The sequence below is a fragment of the Variovorax sp. F042 genome, assembly GCF_057814215.1.
In genome coordinates this window covers 1368752-1389020 of the sequence record NZ_JBVASX010000001.1, presented here as the reverse complement: position 1 = coordinate 1389020, position 20269 = coordinate 1368752, and the positions used below count along the sequence as shown (strand labels likewise).

The 20269-nt window shown below is 65.6% G+C and carries 19 protein-coding genes; 16 read left to right on the top strand and 3 right to left on the bottom strand.

The window, feature by feature from the left end; genetic code table 11:
* The first annotated feature begins 150 nt into the window (after positions 1-150).
* The 7 genes from ACZYSP_RS06630 (at position 151) to ACZYSP_RS06600 (ending at position 7977) form a co-directional block, all read left to right on the top strand.
* Entirely contained in the window at positions 151-606 is a 456-nt protein-coding gene (locus tag ACZYSP_RS06630) for a DUF2846 domain-containing protein (protein WP_489013242.1), read from the top strand.
* Between the two features lie 90 nt (positions 607-696).
* Positions 697-2694, top strand: coding sequence for a DNA topoisomerase IV subunit B (locus ACZYSP_RS06625; protein WP_489013240.1), 1998 nt, complete (start codon positions 697-699; stop codon positions 2692-2694).
* A 14-nt stretch (positions 2695-2708) separates the two neighbouring features.
* Positions 2709-3617, top strand: coding sequence for a lytic transglycosylase domain-containing protein (locus tag ACZYSP_RS06620; protein ID WP_435459872.1), 909 nt, complete (start codon positions 2709-2711; stop codon positions 3615-3617).
* 14 nt (positions 3618-3631) lie between these two features.
* Positions 3632-4753 (top strand): Kelch repeat-containing protein, encoded by a 1122-nt coding sequence (locus tag ACZYSP_RS06615; protein WP_489013237.1) that lies wholly within the window; start codon positions 3632-3634, stop codon positions 4751-4753.
* Between the two features lie 55 nt (positions 4754-4808).
* Positions 4809-7217: a DNA topoisomerase IV subunit A gene (parC, locus tag ACZYSP_RS06610; protein ID WP_489013235.1), complete on the top strand. Its 2409-nt coding sequence runs from the start codon at positions 4809-4811 to the stop codon at positions 7215-7217.
* A complete protein-coding gene (locus ACZYSP_RS06605) occupies positions 7217-7408 on the top strand; it encodes a hypothetical protein (RefSeq protein ID WP_093050889.1) in 192 nt (63 codons plus the stop codon). The genes parC and ACZYSP_RS06605 overlap by 1 nt, the downstream gene beginning before the upstream one ends.
* Before the next feature lie 299 nt (positions 7409-7707).
* On the top strand, positions 7708-7977 hold the full coding sequence (locus ACZYSP_RS06600) for a hypothetical protein (RefSeq protein ID WP_489013233.1): 270 nt from the start codon (positions 7708-7710) through the stop codon (positions 7975-7977).
* Here ACZYSP_RS06600 and ACZYSP_RS06595 read toward each other — a convergent pair.
* Positions 7974-9095 (bottom strand): MBL fold metallo-hydrolase, encoded by a 1122-nt coding sequence (locus ACZYSP_RS06595; RefSeq protein ID WP_489013231.1) that lies wholly within the window; start codon positions 9093-9095, stop codon positions 7974-7976. The two genes, ACZYSP_RS06600 and ACZYSP_RS06595, sit on opposite strands and share 4 nt — an antisense overlap.
* Positions 9096-9315: 220 nt before the next feature.
* Here ACZYSP_RS06595 and ACZYSP_RS06590 point away from each other — a divergent pair, with 220 nt between their 5' ends.
* Together ACZYSP_RS06590 and ACZYSP_RS06585 are read left to right on the top strand one after the other, a co-directional pair.
* Positions 9316-10908, top strand: coding sequence for an esterase/lipase family protein (locus tag ACZYSP_RS06590; RefSeq protein WP_093080081.1), 1593 nt, complete (start codon positions 9316-9318; stop codon positions 10906-10908).
* 62 nt (positions 10909-10970) lie between these two features.
* Positions 10971-11507, top strand: coding sequence for a cysteine hydrolase family protein (locus ACZYSP_RS06585; RefSeq protein WP_489013228.1), 537 nt, complete (start codon positions 10971-10973; stop codon positions 11505-11507).
* 80 nt (positions 11508-11587) lie between these two features.
* Here the strand turns inward: ACZYSP_RS06585 and ACZYSP_RS06580 are convergent, their stop codons facing one another.
* Positions 11588-12070, bottom strand: a complete 483-nt coding sequence (locus ACZYSP_RS06580; protein ID WP_307616775.1) for a MarR family winged helix-turn-helix transcriptional regulator — start codon at positions 12068-12070, stop codon at positions 11588-11590.
* A gap of 307 nt (positions 12071-12377) precedes the next feature.
* Here ACZYSP_RS06580 and ACZYSP_RS06575 point away from each other — a divergent pair, with 307 nt between their 5' ends.
* Together ACZYSP_RS06575 and ACZYSP_RS06570 are read left to right on the top strand one after the other, a co-directional pair.
* On the top strand, positions 12378-14021 hold the full coding sequence (locus ACZYSP_RS06575) for a tannase/feruloyl esterase family alpha/beta hydrolase (protein WP_489013679.1): 1644 nt from the start codon (positions 12378-12380) through the stop codon (positions 14019-14021).
* 305 nt (positions 14022-14326) lie between these two features.
* Entirely contained in the window at positions 14327-14668 is a 342-nt protein-coding gene (locus ACZYSP_RS06570; protein WP_489013225.1) for a hypothetical protein, read from the top strand.
* Between the two features lie 21 nt (positions 14669-14689).
* On the opposite strand, the gene ACZYSP_RS06565 is transcribed toward ACZYSP_RS06570, so the two are convergent.
* Positions 14690-16384 carry a magnesium transporter CorA family protein gene (locus tag ACZYSP_RS06565; RefSeq protein WP_256216929.1) on the bottom strand — a complete coding sequence of 565 codons (1695 nt, stop codon included), beginning with the start codon at positions 16382-16384 and terminating at the stop codon, positions 14690-14692.
* Between the two features lie 144 nt (positions 16385-16528).
* Here ACZYSP_RS06565 and ACZYSP_RS06560 point away from each other — a divergent pair, with 144 nt between their 5' ends.
* The 5 genes from ACZYSP_RS06560 to ACZYSP_RS06540 all read left to right on the top strand — a co-directional run bounded on the left by ACZYSP_RS06560 (position 16529) and on the right by ACZYSP_RS06540 (position 20266).
* Entirely contained in the window at positions 16529-17200 is a 672-nt protein-coding gene (locus ACZYSP_RS06560) for an amino acid ABC transporter permease (protein WP_093050872.1), read from the top strand.
* A 24-nt stretch (positions 17201-17224) separates the two neighbouring features.
* Positions 17225-17878 (top strand): amino acid ABC transporter permease, encoded by a 654-nt coding sequence (locus ACZYSP_RS06555; RefSeq protein WP_489013221.1) that lies wholly within the window; start codon positions 17225-17227, stop codon positions 17876-17878.
* Between the two features lie 61 nt (positions 17879-17939).
* Positions 17940-18737 (top strand): transporter substrate-binding domain-containing protein, encoded by a 798-nt coding sequence (locus ACZYSP_RS06550; protein ID WP_489013219.1) that lies wholly within the window; start codon positions 17940-17942, stop codon positions 18735-18737.
* A 29-nt stretch (positions 18738-18766) separates the two neighbouring features.
* On the top strand, positions 18767-19522 hold the full coding sequence (locus tag ACZYSP_RS06545; RefSeq protein ID WP_489013217.1) for an amino acid ABC transporter ATP-binding protein: 756 nt from the start codon (positions 18767-18769) through the stop codon (positions 19520-19522).
* Entirely contained in the window at positions 19523-20266 is a 744-nt protein-coding gene (locus ACZYSP_RS06540) for a sugar phosphate isomerase/epimerase family protein (protein ID WP_489013215.1), read from the top strand.
* The last annotated feature ends 3 nt before the right edge of the window (positions 20267-20269 follow it).

The following is a 20269-nucleotide window of genomic DNA, read 5'->3' as shown; positions in this document are numbered from 1 at the left end:
GGCAGGTGGCACGGCGGCCAAAGCCATTGATGATTTATCGGGGCGGCTTTGATGCAATCGGCGCATCAAGCTGACGCGGGCCTCGTAAATCCGTGTTTGTAATTCGTTACATTCATCCGCAGTGCTTTTTCCTCACGAGGAATTCAAACAATGAGAAGAACCGCCCTGAAGCTTGCCGTACTCACGGTGATGACGATCGCGACCGCGGGCTGCGCCGTTACCGGCGCCAAATATCAGGACATGTCCGGCACCATTCCCAAGGTGAAGCCCGGCGAAGGCCGCATCTTTTTCTTCCGCGCTGCAACCCCCTACGGCTCGGCATTGCAGCCCCTCATTCGCCTCGACAAGGTGGTGGTGGGAGCTTCGAAGTCCGGTGGCTTCTTCTATGTCGACCGCCCCGCCGGCACCTACCAGGCTGCGACCATGAGCGACCTGAGGAAGACGCTCGGCATTTCCCTCGAAGCCGGCGAAACGAAGTACGTGCGCATGTCGCCGTCGTTCGGCCTGGTGACCGGGAGCATCGTTCTGGACATGGAGCCGGCTGAAAAGGCCAGGCCCGAGCTTGCCTCGCTGGCTTACACCGGTCAGGTCATCATCGACAAGTAGGCCTGGCCATCATGCAAACCTCTGGCTGCGGCCGGAGGCTCCTGTATGGGTATCCAGTCATTTGGCGGCGACTGACTACAATCCGCCCCCATGGCGACTCCCCCCAAGACTCCCCCCAATTCACCGTCCGCCTCCTCCGGCTATTCGGAAGGCTCCATCCGCGTGCTCAAGGGCCTCGAGCCCGTCAAGCAGCGCCCGGGCATGTACACCCGCACCGACAACCCGCTGCACATCATCCAGGAAGTGCTCGACAACGCCGCCGACGAGGCGCTCGCGGGCTACGGCAAGAAGATCAAGGTCACCCTGCACACCGACGGCTCGGTCAGCGTCGAAGACGACGGCCGAGGCATTCCCTTCGGCCTGCACCCTGAAGAAAAGGCCCCCGTGATCGAACTCGTGTACACCCGGCTGCACGCGGGCGGCAAGTTCGACAAGGGCTCGGGCGGCGCCTACAGCTTCTCGGGCGGCCTGCACGGAGTGGGCGTGTCGGTGACCAATGCGCTGTCGAAGCGGCTCGAAGTCACCTCGCACCGGGAAGGCTCGGCCGCCAAGCTGGCCTTCAGTGCCGGCGACGTGATCGAGGCGCTCGAAATCCGCAAGCTCGAAGCGGGCGAGCGCAAGCAGGGCACCACCGTGCGCGCCTGGCCCGACGCCAAGTACTTCGAAACCGCCGTGCTGCCCATGGGCGAGCTCACGCACCTGCTGCGCAGCAAGGCCGTGCTGATGCCAGGCGTGAGCGTCACGCTCACGAACGAGAAGACCAAGGAAACGCAGCAGTGGCTCTACAAGGGCGGCCTGAGCGACTACCTGATGCAGACGCTCAACGGCGACCCCGTCATCCCGCTGTTCGAAGGCAGCGGCCATGCCGACAAGAACGCCGACAACTTCGCCGAAGGCGAGGGCGCCGACTGGTGCGTGGCCTTCACCGAAGACGGCCAGCCGGTGCGCGAGAGCTACGTCAACCTGATTCCCACCAGCGCCGGCGGTACGCACGAAAGCGGCCTGCGCGACGGCCTATTCACTGCGGTGAAGGGCTTCATCGAACTGCACTCGCTGCTGCCCAAGGGCGTGAAGCTGCTGCCCGAAGACGTGTTTGCACGCGCTTCGTACGTGCTGAGCGCCAAGGTGCTCGACCCGCAGTTCCAGGGCCAGATCAAGGAACGCCTGAACTCGCGCGACGCCGTGCGCCTGGTGTCGAGCTTCGTGCGCCCCGCGCTCGAGCTATGGCTCAACCAGCATGTCGACTACGGCAAGAAGCTGGCTGAGTTGGCCATCAAGGCCGCGCAGACGCGCCAGCGCGCCGGCCAGAAGGTCGAGAAGCGCAAGGGCTCCGGCGTGGCCGTGCTGCCCGGCAAGCTCACCGATTGCGAGAGCAAGGACATCAGCCACAACGAAGTCTTCCTGGTCGAGGGCGACTCCGCCGGCGGCAGCGCCAAGATGGGCCGTGACAAGGAAAGCCAGGCCATCCTGCCGTTGCGCGGCAAGGTGCTCAACACCTGGGAAGTGGAGCGCGACCGGCTGTTCGCCAACACCGAAATCCACGACATCTCGGTCGCTGTGGGGGTCGATCCGCACGGCCCCAGCGACACGCCCGACATGAGCGGCCTGCGCTACGGCAAGGTCTGCATCCTGAGCGATGCCGACGTGGACGGCTCGCACATCCAGGTGCTGCTGCTCACGCTGTTCTTCCGTCACTTCCCGAAACTCATCGAAGCCGGCCACGTGTATGTCGCAAAGCCGCCATTGTTCCGGGTCGATGCGCCCGCGCGCGGCAAGAAGCCGGCTTCCAAGGTCTATGCGCTGGACGAGGGCGAACTGACCGCCACGCTCGACAAATTGCGTAAAGATGGCGTGCGCGAAGGCGCCTGGAGCATCAGCCGCTTCAAGGGCCTGGGCGAAATGAGCGCGGAACAATTGTGGGAAACCACGCTCAATCCTGACACCCGGCGCCTGATGCAGGTCCAATTGGGCCGGTTCGACTTCACGTCCACCCAGGGCGAAATCACCAAGCTCATGGGCAAGGGCGAAGCGGCAGCCCGGCGCGAACTCATGGAGTTGCGCGCCGACGATGTCGACATCGATGTTTGATTCCTCCACCACGCATGTCAGTTTTCAAGCGCTTGTTGCTATTGGCCTTCCTGCTGTGTACGCAGCAGGGGCTGGCGCACGCCGCTGACATCTACGGCTACATCGACAGCAAGGGCATCGCGCACTTCGCTTCCGAAAAGATCGACGAGCGCTACCAGATCTTCTTTCGCGGCGGCCAGAGCTTCGACACGGCGCAAGGCATTTCTCCGCTGGGCCGTGGTGGCCGCAAGCTCGACGGCAAGGTGTCGCCTGCCTCGCAGAGCCTGCTCGCCATGTTCGAGGCATCGCCTGGCTACAAGACCGCCAAGACGGCGCTGCGCGACGCATCGAACAAGCATTCGATCGACTACGAACTGCTGCAGGCGCTCATCGCGACCGAGTCGGGCTTCGACGCGCAGGCCGTCTCGCCCAAGGGCGCCATGGGCCTCATGCAACTGATGCCCGCGACGGCTCAGCGCTACGGCGTGTCGGCGGACAAGCGCAACACCATCGAGAAAAAGCTGTTCGACCCGCGCATCAACATCGCTGCCGGCTCGCGCTACCTCGGCGACCTGATCGCGATGTTCCCGGGCCAGATCGAGCTGGCGCTGGCCGCCTACAACGCGGGCGAGGGGGCGGTGCAGCGCGCGGGCAACAAGATCCCCAACTACAAGGAAACGCAGAACTACGTGCAGACAGTGCTGCAGCTGTATGCGTACCTGAAGCCGTCCGTGGCAACGGGCGGTAGTGGCGGTGGTGCCGTGCGTGGTGGCAAGACGCCGGGCCGGATCCGCATGGAATTGACGGTGCCGCAGGGCGGGGCCATCGGCCGCGGCAACATGCCGTCCGACGCGCCGCGCAACATGCCGACCATGCCAGACATTCCCGAGCCTTCGGCGGTGCCGACCGGCGCGGCCGATGCGCCCGGCGCACCGCTGTCCTGATGAAGGAGCCCGTCATGCACCGTCGAAGCTTCGTCCTCGCGACCGCTGCCAGCATGGTGGCAGGCACTGCGCGTGCACAGCATCCGGCCACGCACGACACGCTGCCGACGGCGCCTTCGTCCACCGAGCCCTATGCCAAGCTGCAGGGCGGCGTGCCGCACCACATGACGCCCGACCAGGAGGCGCAGCGCTTCACCGAGAGCACCGCGCCACCCGGCCCGCAAGGCCGCTGGGAGCCGCGCGCGGCCTTGCCGATTCCGCGCAGCGAAATGGCCTGGGCCACCGCCGCGATGGGGCGCATGCACGTGGTCGGCGGATATGGCGAGGGCAAGGTCAACCGTGACTACCACCACATCTACGACCCGAAGGCCGATCGCTGGCTCGACGGCGCGCCCCTGCCGCGCGGCGCCAACCACGTCGCGGTGACGGCTGAAGGCGGCCGCGTCTATGCGGTCGGCGGTTTCGTCGAGCAGAACCGCCGCTCCGACACGAACGCCTACGTCTACGACATTGCCGCCAACCGCTGGACTGCCATCGCGCCGCTGCCGCGACCGCGCGGCGCGGCGGCTGCAGTAATGCTCGACGGTGCGCTGCACCTGATCGGCGGAGCGTCGGAGCCTGCTGCCGAACGCGCGAGTGTCAGCTGGCATGAGGTCTACGACCCCAAGGCCGATCGCTGGTCCACCGCCAAGCCGCTGCCCGGCGCGCGCGACCACGTCGGCTGCGTGTCGCATGGCGGCCAGATCCACGTGATCGGCGGACGCTTCAACACCTTCGAATACAACACCGACCTGCATCACGTCTACCTGCCCGCACGCGACACCTGGGAGCTGCGCTCGCCGCTGCCTACTGCGCGCTCGGGCCATGGCCTCGTGGTGTATCGAGGCCGCTTCTTCGCCATGGGCGGGGAGGGCGGCATTCTCGTCAGCGGCGTACCGCGCCAGGCCAAGGTGTTCGGCCAGATGGAAAGCTACAACCCCGTGGACGACACCTGGCAACGCCACGCTCCCATGGCCACGCCGCGCCACGCCGTGGGCGCGGCCGTCATCGGTGACTGGATCTACGTCGCGGGCGGCGGCGCGGTGCTCGGCGGCGCCGTGCAGTCCGCGGTGCACGAGGCATTCACATTGGGCTGATCGCGACTACCCTCGCGCACGGCCCGCAGCAACTGTTTTTCTCACCTTCTCTTTCATGGATTCCCAACCTCCGCTCGATCTCCAGGGTCCTACCGACGGCGACACGACCCTGACCCTCGCCGACTACGCCCAGACTGCCTACCTCGAATACGCACTCAGCGTGGTCAAGGGCCGCGCGCTGCCCGATGTGTCCGACGGCCAGAAGCCGGTGCAGCGCCGCATCCTGTACTCGATGTCGCGCATGGGCCTGGGCTTCGGCGGCACCAACGGCACTGTGGGCGCCAAGCCCGTGAAGAGCGCGCGCGTGGTCGGCGACGTGCTCGGCCGCTTCCACCCGCACAGCGACCAGGCCGCGTACGACGCGCTGGTGCGCATGGCGCAGGATTTTTCGCAGCGCTACCCGCTGGTCGACGGCCAGGGCAACTTCGGCAGCCGCGACGGCGACGGTGCCGCGGCCATGCGCTACACCGAAGCTCGCCTGGCGCGCATCACCAGCCTGCTGCTCGACGAGATCGACGAAGGCACGGTCGACTTCATTCCCAACTACGACGGCAGCACCGAAGAACCGCGCCTGCTGCCCGCGCGGCTTCCGTTCACGCTGCTCAACGGCGCGAGCGGCATTGCCGTGGGCCTGGCCACCGAAATCCCGAGCCACAACCTGCGCGAGATTGCCGACGCCTGCGTGGCGCTGATCAAGTCGAACGGCAAGCTCAGCGAAGAAGAGCTCTTCGCCATCGTGCCCGGCCCCGACTACCCGGGCGGCGCGCAGATCATCAGCAGCGCGAGCGACATCGCCGACGCCTATCGCACCGGCCGCGGCTCGCTCAAGGTGCGCGCGCGCTGGAAGATCGAAGAGTTGGCGCGCGGGCAATGGCAACTCGTGGTCAACGAGCTGCCGCCGGGCGTCAGCACGCAGAAGGTGCTCGAGGAAATCGAGGAAATCACCAACCCGAAGGTCAAGACCGGCAAGAAGGCGCTCTCCGCCGAGCAGACCCAGTTGAAGGCCGCGATGCTGTCGGTGCTCGATGTGGTGCGCGACGAGTCCAGCAAGGACGCCGCCGTACGCCTGGTGTTCGAGCCCAAGACCTCGCGGATCAGCCAGGACGACTTCATCACCACGCTGCTCGCGCAGACCTCGCTCGAAACCTCGTCGCCGATCAATCTCACGATGGTCGGCATCGACGGCAAGCCCACGCAGAAGTCGCTGCGCCAGATGCTCAACGAGTGGATCGCGTTCCGCGAGATCACCGTCGAGAAGCGTTCGCGGTTCCGGCTCAGCAAGGTGATGGACCGCATCCACATCCTTGAAGGCCGGCAGCTGGTGCTGCTGAACATCGACGAGGTGATCGCGATCATCCGCGCGGCGGAAGACCCGAAGGCGGCGCTCATCGCGCGCTTCAACCTCAGCGAAGTGCAGGCGGAGGACATCCTCGAAATCCGGTTGCGCCAGCTTGCGCGGCTCGAAGCCATCAAGATCGAGCAGCAGCTCAAGGAACTGCGCGAGGACCAGAAGAAGCTCGAGGACATCCTCGGCAGCCCGGCCGCGCTGCGCCGCCTGCTGGTGAAGGAAATCGAGTCCGACGCCAAGACTTTTGAAGACGCGCGCCGCACGCTGATCCAGGCCGAGAAGCGCGCAGTGGCCGAAGTGAAGGTGGTCGACGAGCCCGTCACCGTCATCGTGTCGCAGAAGGGCTGGGTTCGTGCACAGAAGGGCTGGGCCAGCGAGAAGGCCGCGGGCAATGGCGCGAATGGAGAAAAGGGCGCAATGCCCGAATACAGCTTCAAGTCGGGCGACGCGCTCTACGGCGCCTTCGAGTGCCGCAGCGTCGACACGCTGCTGGTCTTCGGCAGCGCCAAGGACAAGAGCGTGCGCGTCTACACCGTGCCCGTGGCCTCGCTGCCCGGCGCGCGCGGCGACGGCCAGCCCGTCACCACGCTCATCGAGCTCGATGCGGGCACGCACGTCACGCATTTCTTCGCAGGCCCGGTGGGCGCCAGCGTGCTGCTGGCCAACACCGGCGGCTACGGCTTCATCGCCACGGTCGAGAACATGATGTCGCGCCAGCGCGGCGGCAAGGCCTTCATCGACGTGGGCGAGGGCGAGCAGCTGTGCCGTCCGTCGCTGGTGGGTGGCGCAAGTGGCGCCGAACCGATGCTCCCTGCCACGCATGTGGCCTGCGCCTCGACCGGCGGCCGCATCCTGACCTTCGACATCACCGAGCTCAAGAGCCTGCCGAAGGGCGGCCGTGGCCTCACGCTGATCGACCTCGAGGCCAAGGACACCCTGGCCGGAGCCGCTGCCTACACGCGCAGCGTGAAGATCGAAGGCATCGGCCGCGGTGCCAAGGAGCGAGAAGAGACGCTGGAAATCCGCACCCTCAACAACGCGCGCGGCAGCCGCGCGCGCAAGGGCAAGGCGGCCGACCTGGGCTTCAAGCCGACGAGCATCGTGCGGGTGCTGTGATGGGTGGCATCGACATCAGCGTCATCGGGATCTTCATTGCCGTGGTCACGGGCCTTGGCAGCTACGTGCTGGGCCGTCGCATGCGCGAGAAGCGGGCGGCGAAGAAGCGCGAGAAGAACCGCATTGCGTCGCAGGCCAACGAGACGCGCCAGGTGCGGCGCGCGCGTGAGCGCAAGGAGCGCGGCGAGTAAACATGGCCGCTTGCGCTTGGAGTCGAACAGCAGGAGGAGGGAGCGTTATGGCAGTAGCTGAGGGACTGCTCGGTTGCGTTCGCTATATCGCGTTCGCAGGCGCAGCGGCTGTGTTGTCGGGGTGTGCGAGCGTCGAATACAAGGACGCTACGGGCGACAGGACTGCAAGGCTGCGTGTTGTCCAGAATGCGTCGGCCCGGGTGATCTCTTACTCCTTCGCGGTGCGCGAGAGTTGCCGCAGGGAGGGACCCAAGGGCGGTGTGCTCTTCAACGAGCGATCGGAGTCCAGGAGGGTAGGCATGGCGCCCCGTCTGAGTACCGACTTCATGAGCTCTGAGCGGATCATTCCGGCGGACGCTGAAGTGGTGCTGCTGGCTGGCGGCAGCACCGTGTGGTCGAATTGCGTGGGAACCGTTCGCTTCGTCCCTCGCAGCGGCGAACAGTACGAAGCGATTTTTCTCTGGCCTGCATCGGCGCCTCGCTGCACCATTCAGTTGCGCAGGATTGTTCTGGCCGGAAACGGCGAGGTTTCACGTATCGAGGAGCCCAGCGCCTCGCGTTGCGACTAGCGCAACCCTTGCCACCACCGCGTGTTGGTCCGCGCCTGCCCCACCGTCACCACTTCGCCGATCACTGGCGTCGCCAGCTCGATCTTCTTCGCCTCCGCCAGGTCAGCGATGCGGTCCAGCGGGTCATGCCAGGTGTGGAACGCCAGGTCGAAGGTGCTGTTGTGCACCGAGAAGAACACCTTGCCGCGCAGGTCTTCGAAGGCCTGCACGCTCTGCTCGGGCGTCATGTGCACGGCGGGCCACATGGTGTCGTAGGCGCCGTTTTCCATCAGCGCGATGTCGAAGCCGCCGAAGCGTTCGCCGATCTGCTTGAAGCCCGGGAAGTAGCCCGAGTCGCCGCTGTAGAAGAGGCGCTGGTCGCCGCTTTGCACCACCCATGAGGCCCACAGCGTACGGTCGCGGTCGTTCAGCGTGCGGCCCGAGAAGTGCTGTGCGGGCGTGGCGGTGAGCTTCACGCCGTCGTGTTCGCCGCCTTGCCACCAGTCGAGCTCTGTCACGCGCTCGGCCGGCACGCCCATCACTATCAGCCGCGCACGCACGCCCAGCGGCACGAAGTAGCGCTGCACGCTCTTCGAGAGGTATTCGATGGTTGCCACGTCGAGGTGGTCGTAGTGGTCATGCGAGAGGATCACGCCTTCGATGGGTGGCAGTTGTTCGAGCGTGATCGGCGGCTGGTGAAAGCGCTTCGGGCCGGCCCATTGCACGGGTGACGCGCGTTCGCTGAACACGGGGTCGATCAGCCAATACTTGCCGCGCAGCTTCAGCAGATGCGACGAATGGCCGAGGCGCACCACGTGGTTGGCTTTGACGTCGAGCGAATCGAGCGCACCGCGGTCCAGCGCCTTCACCGGAATTGCATCGACCGGCACGGTGTCGACCTTGCTGCCCACGATGAAGCGCGACCAGATGCGCCATGCGCTGGCCTGTGCAGGCAGCTCGGGGTTGGCCATGTTGTGGAAGCCGCCGTCCTTGAATTGCGGCGAGCTGTCATAGCGCGTCTCGCCGCTGCCGGCGGCACTGCAGCCCGCGACGAGGGCGCAGCCGGCCGCGGCCAGCACGGTGCCCCGGCGCAGCAGTTGGGGCAGGTAGGAGCCCTGGGAGCCCGAATCGTCAGCCATGAGAAAACCCTCTGGATCTTTGTTTGCAGGATGGCGCGAGAGTAGCCACGGCGAACGTTTCAATGGTTTCAGCGGTAGAAACATTTGGGGCGCGGGGGTATATCGGTCTCCCCTGCGCGAATGTCCCCCGGCCTTCCTATGCCATGAGCCGTATGGCGGGCCCCTGCCAGGTTCGGCACACTGGAAAGCTTCATCGACTTTCGACGAGGCGGCAGATTCCATGAGCAGCAATCGCTATCCCATCATCTACGTGCGCGGCTATGCCATGACCGAGTCCGAGCGGGACGAAACCGCGGCCGATCCGTTCTGCGGCTTCAACATTGGCTCCACGGTGTATCGCGCCACCGTCAAGAAGGAAGCGCCGGCGCAGAAGTTTGTTTTCGAATCGCCCATGGTGCGCCTGCTGGCCGACTTCCAGTACCAGAGCGTCTACCAGAACGGCCTGGACATCCTCGACCCCGACTGGAAGCCCTCGCCGGACGAGAACGGCCGGGACGTCGACGGCATCCCCTCGGCCTCGGTCATCATCTACCGCTACTACGACTCGGGCTCCGAGTTGCTGGGCGACGGCCAGGCCAAGGACGTCAAGGTGTATGCGCAGGGCCTGAGCCAGCTGATATTGCGCGTGCGCGAGCTCGTGGCGCTGCGCGAGGGGCCGGGCTATTCGCCCGCAGACTTCCGCTGCTACCTCGTCGCGCATTCGATGGGCGGCCTGGTGGTGCGAGCCTTCCTGCAGAACGCCGCACTCGGTGATGCGGCCGCGCGTGCCTGCGTCGACAAGGTGTTCACCTATGCCACGCCGCACAACGGCATCGACATGGGCGGCATCAACGTGCCGGCCTGGCTCACGGTGAACGAGATGAACACCTTCAACCGCGAGAAAATGTCCGAGTTCCTGGCCACGCAGCCGATCAACGGCCGCATGGACTACCTGCCGGCCACGGCCTTTCCGGCCGAGCGCTTCTTCTGCATGGTCGGCACCAACCGCGGCGACTATGAAAGCGCCAAGGGCCTGTCGCGCATGTTCGCGGGCCACGGCAGCGACGGGCTCGTGCGCATCGAAAACGCCTCGCTCTGGTCCACCGATGCCGCAGGCAAGACGCAGCCGGTGGCCACTGCCTTCACCTACCGGTCGCACTCGGGCTTCTTCGGCATCGTCAATTCCGAGGAGGCTTACCAGAATCTCACGCGCTTCCTGTTCGGCGACGTGCGGGTCGACCTGTGGTTCGACATAGACGGCGTCACGCTGCCGCCCGACCTGCCAGCCGGCGCCGACGTCGATGCGCTCTACCAGGTCGAGTTGCTCGCTGCGCCGCGCGGCAAGCGCTGGTACCTGAGCAGGCGCGTGGCCGAAGAAGACTCGCCCGCCTGCCGCACGCACAAGGAACTGACCGACCCGGCCAAGGCCGACCGCCGCTCCATCTACCTCTCGACCGTGTTCCTCGCCAACAAGGCCCGCGTGAAGCAGGACCGCCCGACGCTGGCCTATGCCATGACGCTCGGCGTGCGCGTGCCCGACTACCAGGTCAACAACAAGTTCTGGCTCGACGGCCACTACGAGGGCAGCTCGCTGTTCCGCGACACGCTGATCATCGAGATCGCGCCGCCCCAGGCCGACGACCCGGCGCAGAACTGGAACGTCAAGTACGGCTGGCAGACCGACACGGCCGGGCGGGCCTCGCTGCCGATGAGCCCGAAGCAGCTGGCCGGCGGCAAGCTGCAGTTCGTGGTGCCGCTGTCCAGCCTTGGGGCGGCGCCCGCCGCACCGGGCATCAGCGGCAAGGTGCGGCTGGAGGTGAGCGCCTGGCAGTAGGGCGCAGGTCAGGCAGCGTGGGGCACAATCGCGCCGGTCAAGAACCCGCCGATTCCGGACCCATGAAAACTGCCGTTCTCGTCATCGACGTCCAGCGTGGCCTTTGCGACGATCTGCCGCGTCCCCATCAGGCCCACGAGGTGATGCAGCGCATCAATGCGCTCACCGAACGCGCCCGCGCGGCCGGCGTGCCGGTGGCCTTCATCCAGCACGAGAACGCGATCGACCTCGAATTCGACTCCGAGCGCTGGCAGCTTGCGAGTGCGCTCAAGACCGACTCGCGCGACGCGCGCATCCGCAAGACCACGCCCGACTCCTTCCTTCGCACGCCGCTGGAAGCCTGGCTCTCCGGGCACGGCGTGAAGCGCGTGGTGGTCTGCGGCTATTCGTCGGAGTTCTGCGTCGACACGACAGTGCGCCGCGCTGCCGCCCTCGGCTACCACGTGGTGCTCGCGGCCGATGCGCACACTTCGCACGACAAGCCGCACGCCACGGGCGCGAAGATCCGCGAGCATCACAACGCCACGCTGTCGGACATCACGAGCTTCGGCGTGCCGATCCGCGCCGTGGCCAGCGCGGAAGTCGCCTTCGGCGACTGAACGCAGCCTGCACGAACCGCGCGCGGCACGGGCGTGCGCCCGCAGGCGAAAGAGCCTGCATCGAATGGATGCCTGAATGCTCACACCCTGCGTGACACGGCAACCTTGTGCAGGAGCTCGATCAAGATCAATTGCTCGCCCTTGGAGAGGTTGCCGAGCACATGCTGCTCGCCTTCGATCACCAACCGTGTAGCGCTGCTGGCAAGCGTTGCGCCGGTCGGGGTGGCGCGAAGGTACTGGGCCCTTCGATCCGTTGCGTGCGGGGTGCGGCGGATCAACTCTCGCCTCTCCAGCCGTTCGAGCCATGCCGCGATGTTGGGCGCCGTGACCGCGAGTGCCTTTGCCAGGCGGGCGGCCGACACGTCGGGATTTTCGTGAATCAGGCACAGCACCGTGAACTCGACGGGGCGAAGGTCGAAAGGTGTGCCTACTCGCTCGGCGAACACTGCGTCGGTGACGATCGTCGCCTGCGCGAGCTGATAGCCGAGCACGTGATGCAGGGACGCTTCGACCAGCCGGCCGGCTGGTGTGGCATCTACCGGATTGCTTCTGTTCTTGGGCATTCCGGGCATTGTCGTTCTGCCTCCAAGTGATTCACTGCCTGATCTAACTGGCTCAGGGGATCGTCGTGGGAGTGCAAACTACTTAATGGAAAACCATAACTGGTTATCTTTGATAGTTAAGTAGATTAACTATAGGCGCTGCATCCAGGCGTCGAAGGAGACATTCTTGAAGACCCCCGCATCCCTGATCTTTGTCGCTTCATTGCTGACCGCCTGCGGCGGAGGAAATGGTGGTGGCGGCTTCGCCGGCTCGTTCCCGGCGACCGGCACGTTGACGAGCGCCCCGCCGGCCGGCAACGGCAATCCCGTGACTCCTTCCGACAATCCGCTGCCGCCTGTCGAGACACTGCCGGTGCTCGGCGCGGCCACCGGCGCGGCGCTCATCGATTGCGCCTCGCTCGCCGGCTTCACCTTTGCCAACACGACGATCACTGCAGCCAATTCGATTGCCGCCGGCACCCTGAGCGTCGCCGGCAAGCCGGTGGGGGCGCATTGCCAGGTGCGCGGATCGATGTATCAGCGCACAAGCCCGGTCGACGGCCAGAGCTATGCGATTGGCTTCGAGATGCGCTTACCGGTGAACTGGAACGGGCGGTATTTCTATCAGGCCAACGGGGGGCTCGACGGCAGCGTCGGCACAGCCACCGGGCCGGTGGGCGGAGGCGGCGTTCTGGACAACGCCCTGAACAAGGGCTTCGCGGTGATCAGCTCCGACGCGGGGCACCAGGCGCCCACGCCGTTCTTCGGCATCGATCCACAGGCTCGTCTCGACTACGGCTACCAGGCGGTCGGCAAGCTCACGCCGATGGCGAAGGCGTTGATCGCGTCGGCTTATGGAAAGGGCCCGGACCGCTCCTATATCGGCGGCTGCTCCAACGGCGGGCGCCACACGATGGTTGCCATGTCACGCTATGCGGACGACTACGACGGCTTCCTGGTGGGCGACCCCGGCTTCCGGCTTCCCCTTGCGGCCTCCGCAAACATCGTCGGCGCCCAGAACTACAACGCCCTGGCAACCACCCCGGGCGATCCGGGCACGGGTTTCACGCTGGCCGAACGTACCTTGGTCTCCAATGCAGTCCTTGCCAAGTGCGACGCCCTCGACGGCACCACCGACGGCATCGTCCAGGACACCGGCGCATGCCAGGCGGCTTTCTCGCTCGACCGCGACGTTCCCACCTGCAGCGGCTCGCGCGATGGCACATGCCTGTCGGCCGACCAGAAGCTTCGCATCGGGCAGCTCTTCGCGGGTGCGCTCGACGGCGGCGGAAAGAAGTTCTATGCGAGCTTTCCGTTCGACGCGGGCCTGAACACCACCGGCTGGTCATCGTGGAAGTTCTCGAATTCTTTGAACCTCGACTCGGGTGCGGTCGCCTTCGTCTGGCAGGTGCCGCCCGAGAACCCGACCGGCTTCAATGGTCCCAATTTCACGCTCACGGCCAACATCGATTCGATCCTCTCGAAGATCACGTCGACCGACGGGCTCTACACCGAGAACTCGCTTTCGTTCATGACGCCGCCGAACCCTGCGGATCTGAGTCGCTTGAAGAAGCGCGGCGCCAAGGTCATGGCCTACCATGGAACGAGCGACCCCATCTTCTCGAGCGACGATACGCAGCACTGGTATGACCAGCTGACGGCGGCCAACGGCGGCGATGCGTCCAACTTCGCACGGTTCTATCGGGTGCCCGGAATGAACCACTGCGCCGGCGGCCCGACCACCGATCAGTTCGACATGCTCGCACCGCTCGTCAATTGGGTGGAGAAGGGCGAGGCCGCCGATTCGGTCGTCGCCTCGGCGCGCGGTGCGGGCAACGCAGGCGGCGTGAACGGGGATGTTCCCTCCGGCTGGTCGCCCACCCGCAGCCGGCCGCTCTGCGCCTACCCGAAGGTTGCGCGCTACAAGGGCACGGGCGATATCGAGAAGGCCGAGAGTTTCAGCTGCCAATGAAAGGCTTTGCGCCTGGTAGCACTCGGCCGCGAGCGAACCGCGTGGCTATACTGCGCCCGTCACGCCGAATGAGGCGTGATCGGGTTTGACAGCCTGAAGCAATCTCTGCGACGTGAGCCGCAGTTTCCCCGCAGGACCTGCGGCTTTTTCGTTCGCGCCCCAGTTTTGGCGGCTCGGATGGGAGGGCTCGCGCCCTGCCGGTTTCTCGCAAGAGGTTGCCCGGTCTGTCAACCCGTCCGAGCTGCCGCCCTCGTTTGACAGCGAGAGCGGCGGTTTTTGCAAATCGCAACCTCTGGAGGTCGTCCGTGACCAAGTCTGCTCGCGTGCTCAAGCACGCGCCGAAAACCGATACCGCCTCAACGCCGAAGTCGGTTCATCCCCATTCAAATGCCGAGTCGGTTGCCCTGCAAGCAGGCGACGACGTCGAGGGCATTCGCCAAGTGCACAGCGCCTACGTATGCCTCGAAAAGCTCGTCGTTCCGACGCAGGTGAATGAGCGCGAGGAGATCTATCCAACCCGATCCGAATTCGGCGCACTGTTCCGCCTGGTCAATGAGGAGCTGCAACGGCGGATCGACGCTGCGGACAGCACGATCGGCTCCTTGCGCGACGCTTTGAGCAAGCAAGTCTGCGAACCTGATCGATGAGTGGCTCGGGGCAAGCGCCGGTCAATCCGCCCCAGGCCGCCACACCCGCGCCAGTGCGGCCATCTTGCCCCTGAATCCCAGCCGGTCGTTCGACAGCGCATCGATGAAGTCCGACAGCCGCTGCGACTTCACCATCGTGTAGATCGTCAGCCACGTCGTCGCGACGAACACCACGCCGAACCACACTGCCTTGCGCCACAGCGGCGCGTCGGCCTCAGCCAGCAGGTTCATGCCGAGGAAGCCGGTGGTGATGGTGCCGATGAGGCCGAACAGCGTGACCACCGTGAGCCGCACGACAGTGCTGGCCTGCCTGCGCAGGCTGTCGGCGTCGAGATACGTGTTCATGTCGGCGATGCGTGCCTTGACTTCGTCGTAGAGCGGGTCGAGCCCGAGGTGCGTGGCGCACATGTGCGAGAGCGCGCGCACCTGCGCCTGCTCCGAGATCTCGTGGAACCAGTAGCGATGCGTGAAGCGCAAAAAGCGCTCGAAGCTCGCGCGGATGGCGCGCTTGAACTGCTTCACGCTCGGCGTGCTGCGGATGTCCAGCCGCTTGAGCGCCTCCACCAACTGGTCGGAGAACATCAGCAGCGAGGCTTTCTGGAAATGCGCAATGAGGAACAGCAGGAAGTGCTGGTGCCTGAACTGCGCGAGCACGCCGCGGTCGCGGCAGCAGAAGAATTCGGAGTTCGCGTCGCCCACCACGATGAGCGCATGGCCGTTGCACAGGTAGCGCGTGTTGGGCGCTGCTCCTGCGTTCACCCAGAAGCGGTCGTAGCAGTACTTGTGCTCGAAGTCCGCGAGGTGATGTTCCGCGTAGGGCAGGTGGGCGTCGGTGGCGCCTGCGCCGGTGACCAGAGCGAGCCGCACGAAGTCGTCGCGCGTGAGGCGGCGCGGGTCGTCCAGCGAGAGATAAGCCATGACCGGCATGCGGTAGTACTCGATCTGCCGGTAGCGCAGCACGCCGGGGTCTTCCGAATGGTCGCTCACCAGCGGCTGCATCAGGTAGGCCCAATGGGCGGAGATGCGCGGCGCCCGATGCTGCGCCACGTGCGAGAGAAAGGCCTCGCGTTGCTGCGCGTCGGAACTCGCGAGCACGTGGCCGTCGGCGGCCAGCCATTCGACGCTGGCCATGCAGTGCAGCGCCGAGCCGTCGGGCTCCCAGCCTGAAGGGTAGGCGCGGCCGAAGCGGTAGAGGATGTCTTGCGCCTGCGCAAGGCTCAGGTTGTTCGCACCGACTTCGAGGTTGAGCAGCACCACGTCGATGTCGAAGAAGAAGTACAGGTCGCAATGGATCACATCGAGCGTGACCGGCGCGTCGCCTGGCTGCGCCACCAGGCGCACGGCCGCAATGTCGTGGCGGCGGAAGATGCGCATCGGCGAATCGCCGTCGCCGCCCATGCCATCGCCACGCGAGCGGCCTTCGCCGTACAGGAAGCGCTGCACGTACGGCAGGAAGCTCACGAACTCGTTGTAGTGCCGCTCGTGAAAGCGGCTGCTGTCGCCGGTGTATTCGTCGACCTCTTCGCGCCATGGCGAGGCATCACCCATCTCGCGCAGCACGTGCCAGGGCCCGTGATGGTGCGCGGGGCTGGCGTGCGGCGCAGGCATCAGCCGCAAGGGCCAGAGAAGGGCCTGGCGGAAATGCTGCACGGTGGGGGCGCCCGTGAGGGGCGTATGTGCCTCTGTGGGCATGGTGGCCGCGGGTGGGTTCAGCATGGACTTCAGTGTAGGCAGAAGGTGAGACAAAACGACCACCTAGGGGAATCCCTATATGAGCCTGAAACCGGTTTCATATAAGCTGCAAGCCTTGCTTTCGGGGCACGCACGCGCCCACCCGGCGCGCATTCGGGTCCGCCCACCATGAACTACCAGTTTCAATTCGACGCCGTCTTTGCCGCCTGGCCGCTGCTGCTCAAGGGCACGTGGATCACGGTCCAGCTCTCGCTCATTGCCACGGTGCTGGGCCTGGTGGTGGCCATCTTCTGTGCCTGGGGCAAGACCTCGGGGCCGGGCTGGCTGCGCTTTCTGGTCAACGCCTACATCGAGGTGATCCGCAACACGCCGTTCCTCGTGCAGCTGTTCTTTTTCTTCTTCGCGCTGCCGGCCATCGGGCTGCGCTGGTCGCCGCAGACGGCAGCGCTGGTGGCCATGGTGGTGAACCTGGGCGCCTACGCCACGGAAATCATCCGCGCGGGCATCGAGTCGATTCCCAAGGGGCAGATCGAGGCGGGCAGGGCGCTGAACCTCAAGCCTTGGGAAATCTTCCGCTTCGTCATCATCAAGCCCGCGCTGAAGGCCATCTACCCGGCGCTCACGAGCCAGTTCATTTTGCTGATGCTGAGCTCGGCCGTGGTGTCGGTCATCTCGGCCGACGACCTGACCTCGGTGGCCGCCAACCTGCAGTCGCAGACTTTCCGCAGCTTCGAGATCTACATCGTCGTGGCCGCCATCTATCTCGCGCTGGCGCTGGCCTTCTCGGCCATGTTCAAGCTGATCTACAAGCGCACGCTCAACTACCCGGACCGCCGGTAAGAGGCGACGGACGGAGACAACAACATGCGCACCTTCGGCTTTCCCGAATTCCTTTTCATCCTCGAAGCGGCCAAGTGGACGCTGGCGCTGTCGGCCATCGCCTTTGTGGGCGGCGCGATCCTGGGGCTCATCATTGCGCTGATGCGCACGTCGGAGTCGACGTGGGCGCGGGCCGTATCGACCACCTTCATCCAGATCTTCCAGGGCACGCCGCTGCTGCTGCAGCTGTTCCTGGTGTTCTTCGGCGCGCCGGTGCTGGGGCTGGACATCAACCCGTGGGTTGCCGCCGGCGTTGCCCTCATCCTGAACAGCGCGGCCTTCCTCGGCGAGATCTGGCGCGGCTGCATCGAGGCCATTCCGCGCGGACAGTGGGAAGCGGCCGAGGCGCTGAGCCTGAAGTACAGCTCGCGCATGCGCGACGTGGTGCTGCCGCAGGCCTTCAAGATCGCGCTGGCGCCCACGGTGGGCTACCTGGTGCAGATCATCAAGGGCACCTCGCTCGCGGCCATCATCGGTTTTGTCGAAGTGACGCGTGCGGGGCAGATCGTCAACAACGCCACTTTCCAGCCGCTCATCGTGTTCTCGGTGGTGGCAGTCATCTACTTTGCCATCTGCTGGCCGCTTTCATTGCTGGCCGCGCGCATGGAGCGCCGCCGCGCCCGGGCGCTCGCGCGTTGATCCTTTTCGTTGTTCTTTTTCTTTCTCGTCGCTTCCTTCCCTTATTCAGGAGACACATCCAATGACCGTCATCACTTCCCGCCGCGCAGCGCTCGCAGCCCTCGGCCTCGGCGCCGCCCTCACCGTGTTCGCACCCTTCGCCTCGGCGCAGACCGTGGCCGACATCAAGAAGAAGGGCGAGATCACCATCGGCATGCTGGTCGACTTTCCGCCCTACGGCACCACCGACGCCAAGAACCAGCCCGACGGCTACGACGCCGACGTGGCCAAGCTGCTGGCCAAGGACTGGGGCGTCAAGGCCAACATCGTGCCGGTGACGGGCCCGAACCGCATTCCCTTCCTGCTGACCAACAAGGTCGACCTGCTGGTGGCTTCGCTGGCCGTGACGCCCGAGCGCGCGAAGCAGGTGCAGTTCTCGCAGCCCTACGCTGCCGCCACCATCGTGCTGTACGGCGCGACCAAGGCCCCTATCAAGGCGGCAGGCGACCTGAAGGGCCTGCGCGTGGGCGTGGCTCGCGCTTCGACGCAAGACGTGGCCGTGACCAAGGCCGCACCGGAAGGCACCGAAATCCGCCGCTTCGACGACGACGCTTCTGCTATGCAGGCGCTGATCTCGGGCCAGGTCGACGCCATTGGCTGCTCGGTGACCGTGGCAGCGCAGATCGCCAAGCGCGTACCCGCCAACACCTTCGAAAACAAGTTCACGCTGGTGCAGCAGTCGATGGGCATCGCGATGCGCCCGGGCCAGGAAGAGCTGCACAAGGCGGTGAACGAATTCGTGCAGAAGAACACCGCCAACGGCGAGCTCAACAAGCTGTATCAGAAGTGGCTGCAGGCCGACCTGCCCAAGATGCAATAAGCAACCCCCGAGGCTGAAGGAATCCTGGCATGACGACGGAATCGATCATCCGCATGGAAGCGGTCAACAAGTGGTACGGTGAATTCCAGGTGTTGACCGGCATCGACCTGTCGGTGCGCCAGGGCGAGCGCATCGTGATCTGCGGGCCTTCGGGCTCGGGCAAGTCCACGCTCATCCGCTGCATCAACCGGCTCGAGACGGTGCAGAAGGGCCGCATCGTGGTCGACGGCATCGACCTCACGGCCGGCGGCAAGAACATCGACGCGGTGCGTGCCGAGGTCGGCATGGTGTTCCAGCAGTTCAACCTGTTCCCGCACCTCACCATCCTCGAGAACTGCACGCTCGCGCCGATGCGTTCGCGCGGCATGACGAAGGCGCAAGCAGAAGAGGTAGCCATGAAGTACCTCACGCGCGTGCGCATTCCGGAGCAGGCTGGCAAGTACCCCAGCCAGCTCTCGGGTGGCCAGCAGCAGCGCGTTGCGATTGCGCGCGCCCTGTGCATGACACCCAAGATCATGCTGTTCGACGAACCCACTTCGGCGCTCGACCCCGAGATGGTCAAGGAAGTGCTCGACACGATGATTGGCCTGGCCGAAGACGGCATGACCATGCTGTGCGTGACGCACGAAATGGGCTTTGCCCGCAGCGTGGCCGACCGCGTGATCTTCATGGCCAAAGGCAAGATCGTCGAGCAGGCGCCGCCCGAAGAGTTCTTCGGTAACCCGAAGGACGAGCGCACGCGACAGTTTCTCGGCCAGATCCTCAGCTCCCACCAAGCACACTGAATGTCTTTCTCCGTTCTGATTTCTCTGTCGTCCTTCGGCGCGGCCGAGGTGGGGCGGCATGGCCAGCTCTGGTGTTCGCAGCTGGCACGCGCGGCAGGTGCCGATTCGGTCGAAGTGCGCGGCGAGATGTTGCGCGACGCCGATGCCGAGCTGCCCGCATTGAGCGGGCTGGCCTCCGTGTACTCCAGCCCCGAGGGTCTGTGGGCCCAGGGCGGCTGGCTCGACAGTGCAGCGCTCAAACGCGGCATCGCCGCCGCCACGCGCGTGGGCGCGAAGCGGCTGAAGATGTCCATCGGCGACTTCCAGGCTTCTTCTCACGGCTCACTCTGGGGCCTGAAGGTGGAGCTTGCGGAAACCCGCGTCGAGCTGCTCATCGAGAACGACCAGACCGTGCGCGCCGGCACGCTGCCCGCGCTGCAGACCTTCTTCGACGTGGCCGACCGCGCCGGCGTGCCGCTGGGCATGACCTTCGACATGGGCAACTGGCACTGGCTCGGCGAGTGCCCGCTGCAGGCCGCTCAGGCGCTCGGCCATCGCGTGCGCTATGTGCATTGCAAGGGCGCGCAGCGCCTGCCGCACAAATGGGTGGCGGTGCCGCTGGGTGACTCCGTCGCGCCATGGCGCTCGGTGCTGCGTGCGCTGCCGGCCGACGTGCCGCACGCCATCGAGTACCCGCTCGTGGGCGACGACCTGCTGGCCGTTACCCGCGCGCAGATCGACTTCATCCGCGCCGCGCGGGCGTAGGAA

Coding starts and splice junctions, on each gene's coding strand:
- ACZYSP_RS06630 (WP_489013242.1), top strand. CDS start 151: ATGAGAAGAACCGCCCTGAAGCTTGCCGTACTCACGGTGATGACGATC.
- ACZYSP_RS06605 (WP_093050889.1), top strand. CDS start 7,217: ATGGGTGGCATCGACATCAGCGTCATCGGGATCTTCATTGCCGTGGTC.
- ACZYSP_RS06555 (WP_489013221.1), top strand. CDS start 17,225: ATGCGCACCTTCGGCTTTCCCGAATTCCTTTTCATCCTCGAAGCGGCC.
- ACZYSP_RS06615 (WP_489013237.1), top strand. CDS start 3,632: ATGCACCGTCGAAGCTTCGTCCTCGCGACCGCTGCCAGCATGGTGGCA.
- ACZYSP_RS06625 (WP_489013240.1), top strand. CDS start 697: ATGGCGACTCCCCCCAAGACTCCCCCCAATTCACCGTCCGCCTCCTCC.
- ACZYSP_RS06550 (WP_489013219.1), top strand. CDS start 17,940: ATGACCGTCATCACTTCCCGCCGCGCAGCGCTCGCAGCCCTCGGCCTC.
- ACZYSP_RS06580 (WP_307616775.1), bottom strand. CDS start 12,070: ATGCCCAAGAACAGAAGCAATCCGGTAGATGCCACACCAGCCGGCCGG.
- ACZYSP_RS06590 (WP_093080081.1), top strand. CDS start 9,316: ATGAGCAGCAATCGCTATCCCATCATCTACGTGCGCGGCTATGCCATG.
- ACZYSP_RS06565 (WP_256216929.1), bottom strand. CDS start 16,384: ATGCTGAACCCACCCGCGGCCACCATGCCCACAGAGGCACATACGCCC.
- ACZYSP_RS06585 (WP_489013228.1), top strand. CDS start 10,971: ATGAAAACTGCCGTTCTCGTCATCGACGTCCAGCGTGGCCTTTGCGAC.
- ACZYSP_RS06620 (WP_435459872.1), top strand. CDS start 2,709: ATGTCAGTTTTCAAGCGCTTGTTGCTATTGGCCTTCCTGCTGTGTACG.
- ACZYSP_RS06545 (WP_489013217.1), top strand. CDS start 18,767: ATGACGACGGAATCGATCATCCGCATGGAAGCGGTCAACAAGTGGTAC.
- ACZYSP_RS06560 (WP_093050872.1), top strand. CDS start 16,529: ATGAACTACCAGTTTCAATTCGACGCCGTCTTTGCCGCCTGGCCGCTG.
- ACZYSP_RS06600 (WP_489013233.1), top strand. CDS start 7,708: ATGGCGCCCCGTCTGAGTACCGACTTCATGAGCTCTGAGCGGATCATT.
- parC (WP_489013235.1), top strand. CDS start 4,809: ATGGATTCCCAACCTCCGCTCGATCTCCAGGGTCCTACCGACGGCGAC.
- ACZYSP_RS06595 (WP_489013231.1), bottom strand. CDS start 9,095: ATGGCTGACGATTCGGGCTCCCAGGGCTCCTACCTGCCCCAACTGCTG.
- ACZYSP_RS06540 (WP_489013215.1), top strand. CDS start 19,523: ATGTCTTTCTCCGTTCTGATTTCTCTGTCGTCCTTCGGCGCGGCCGAG.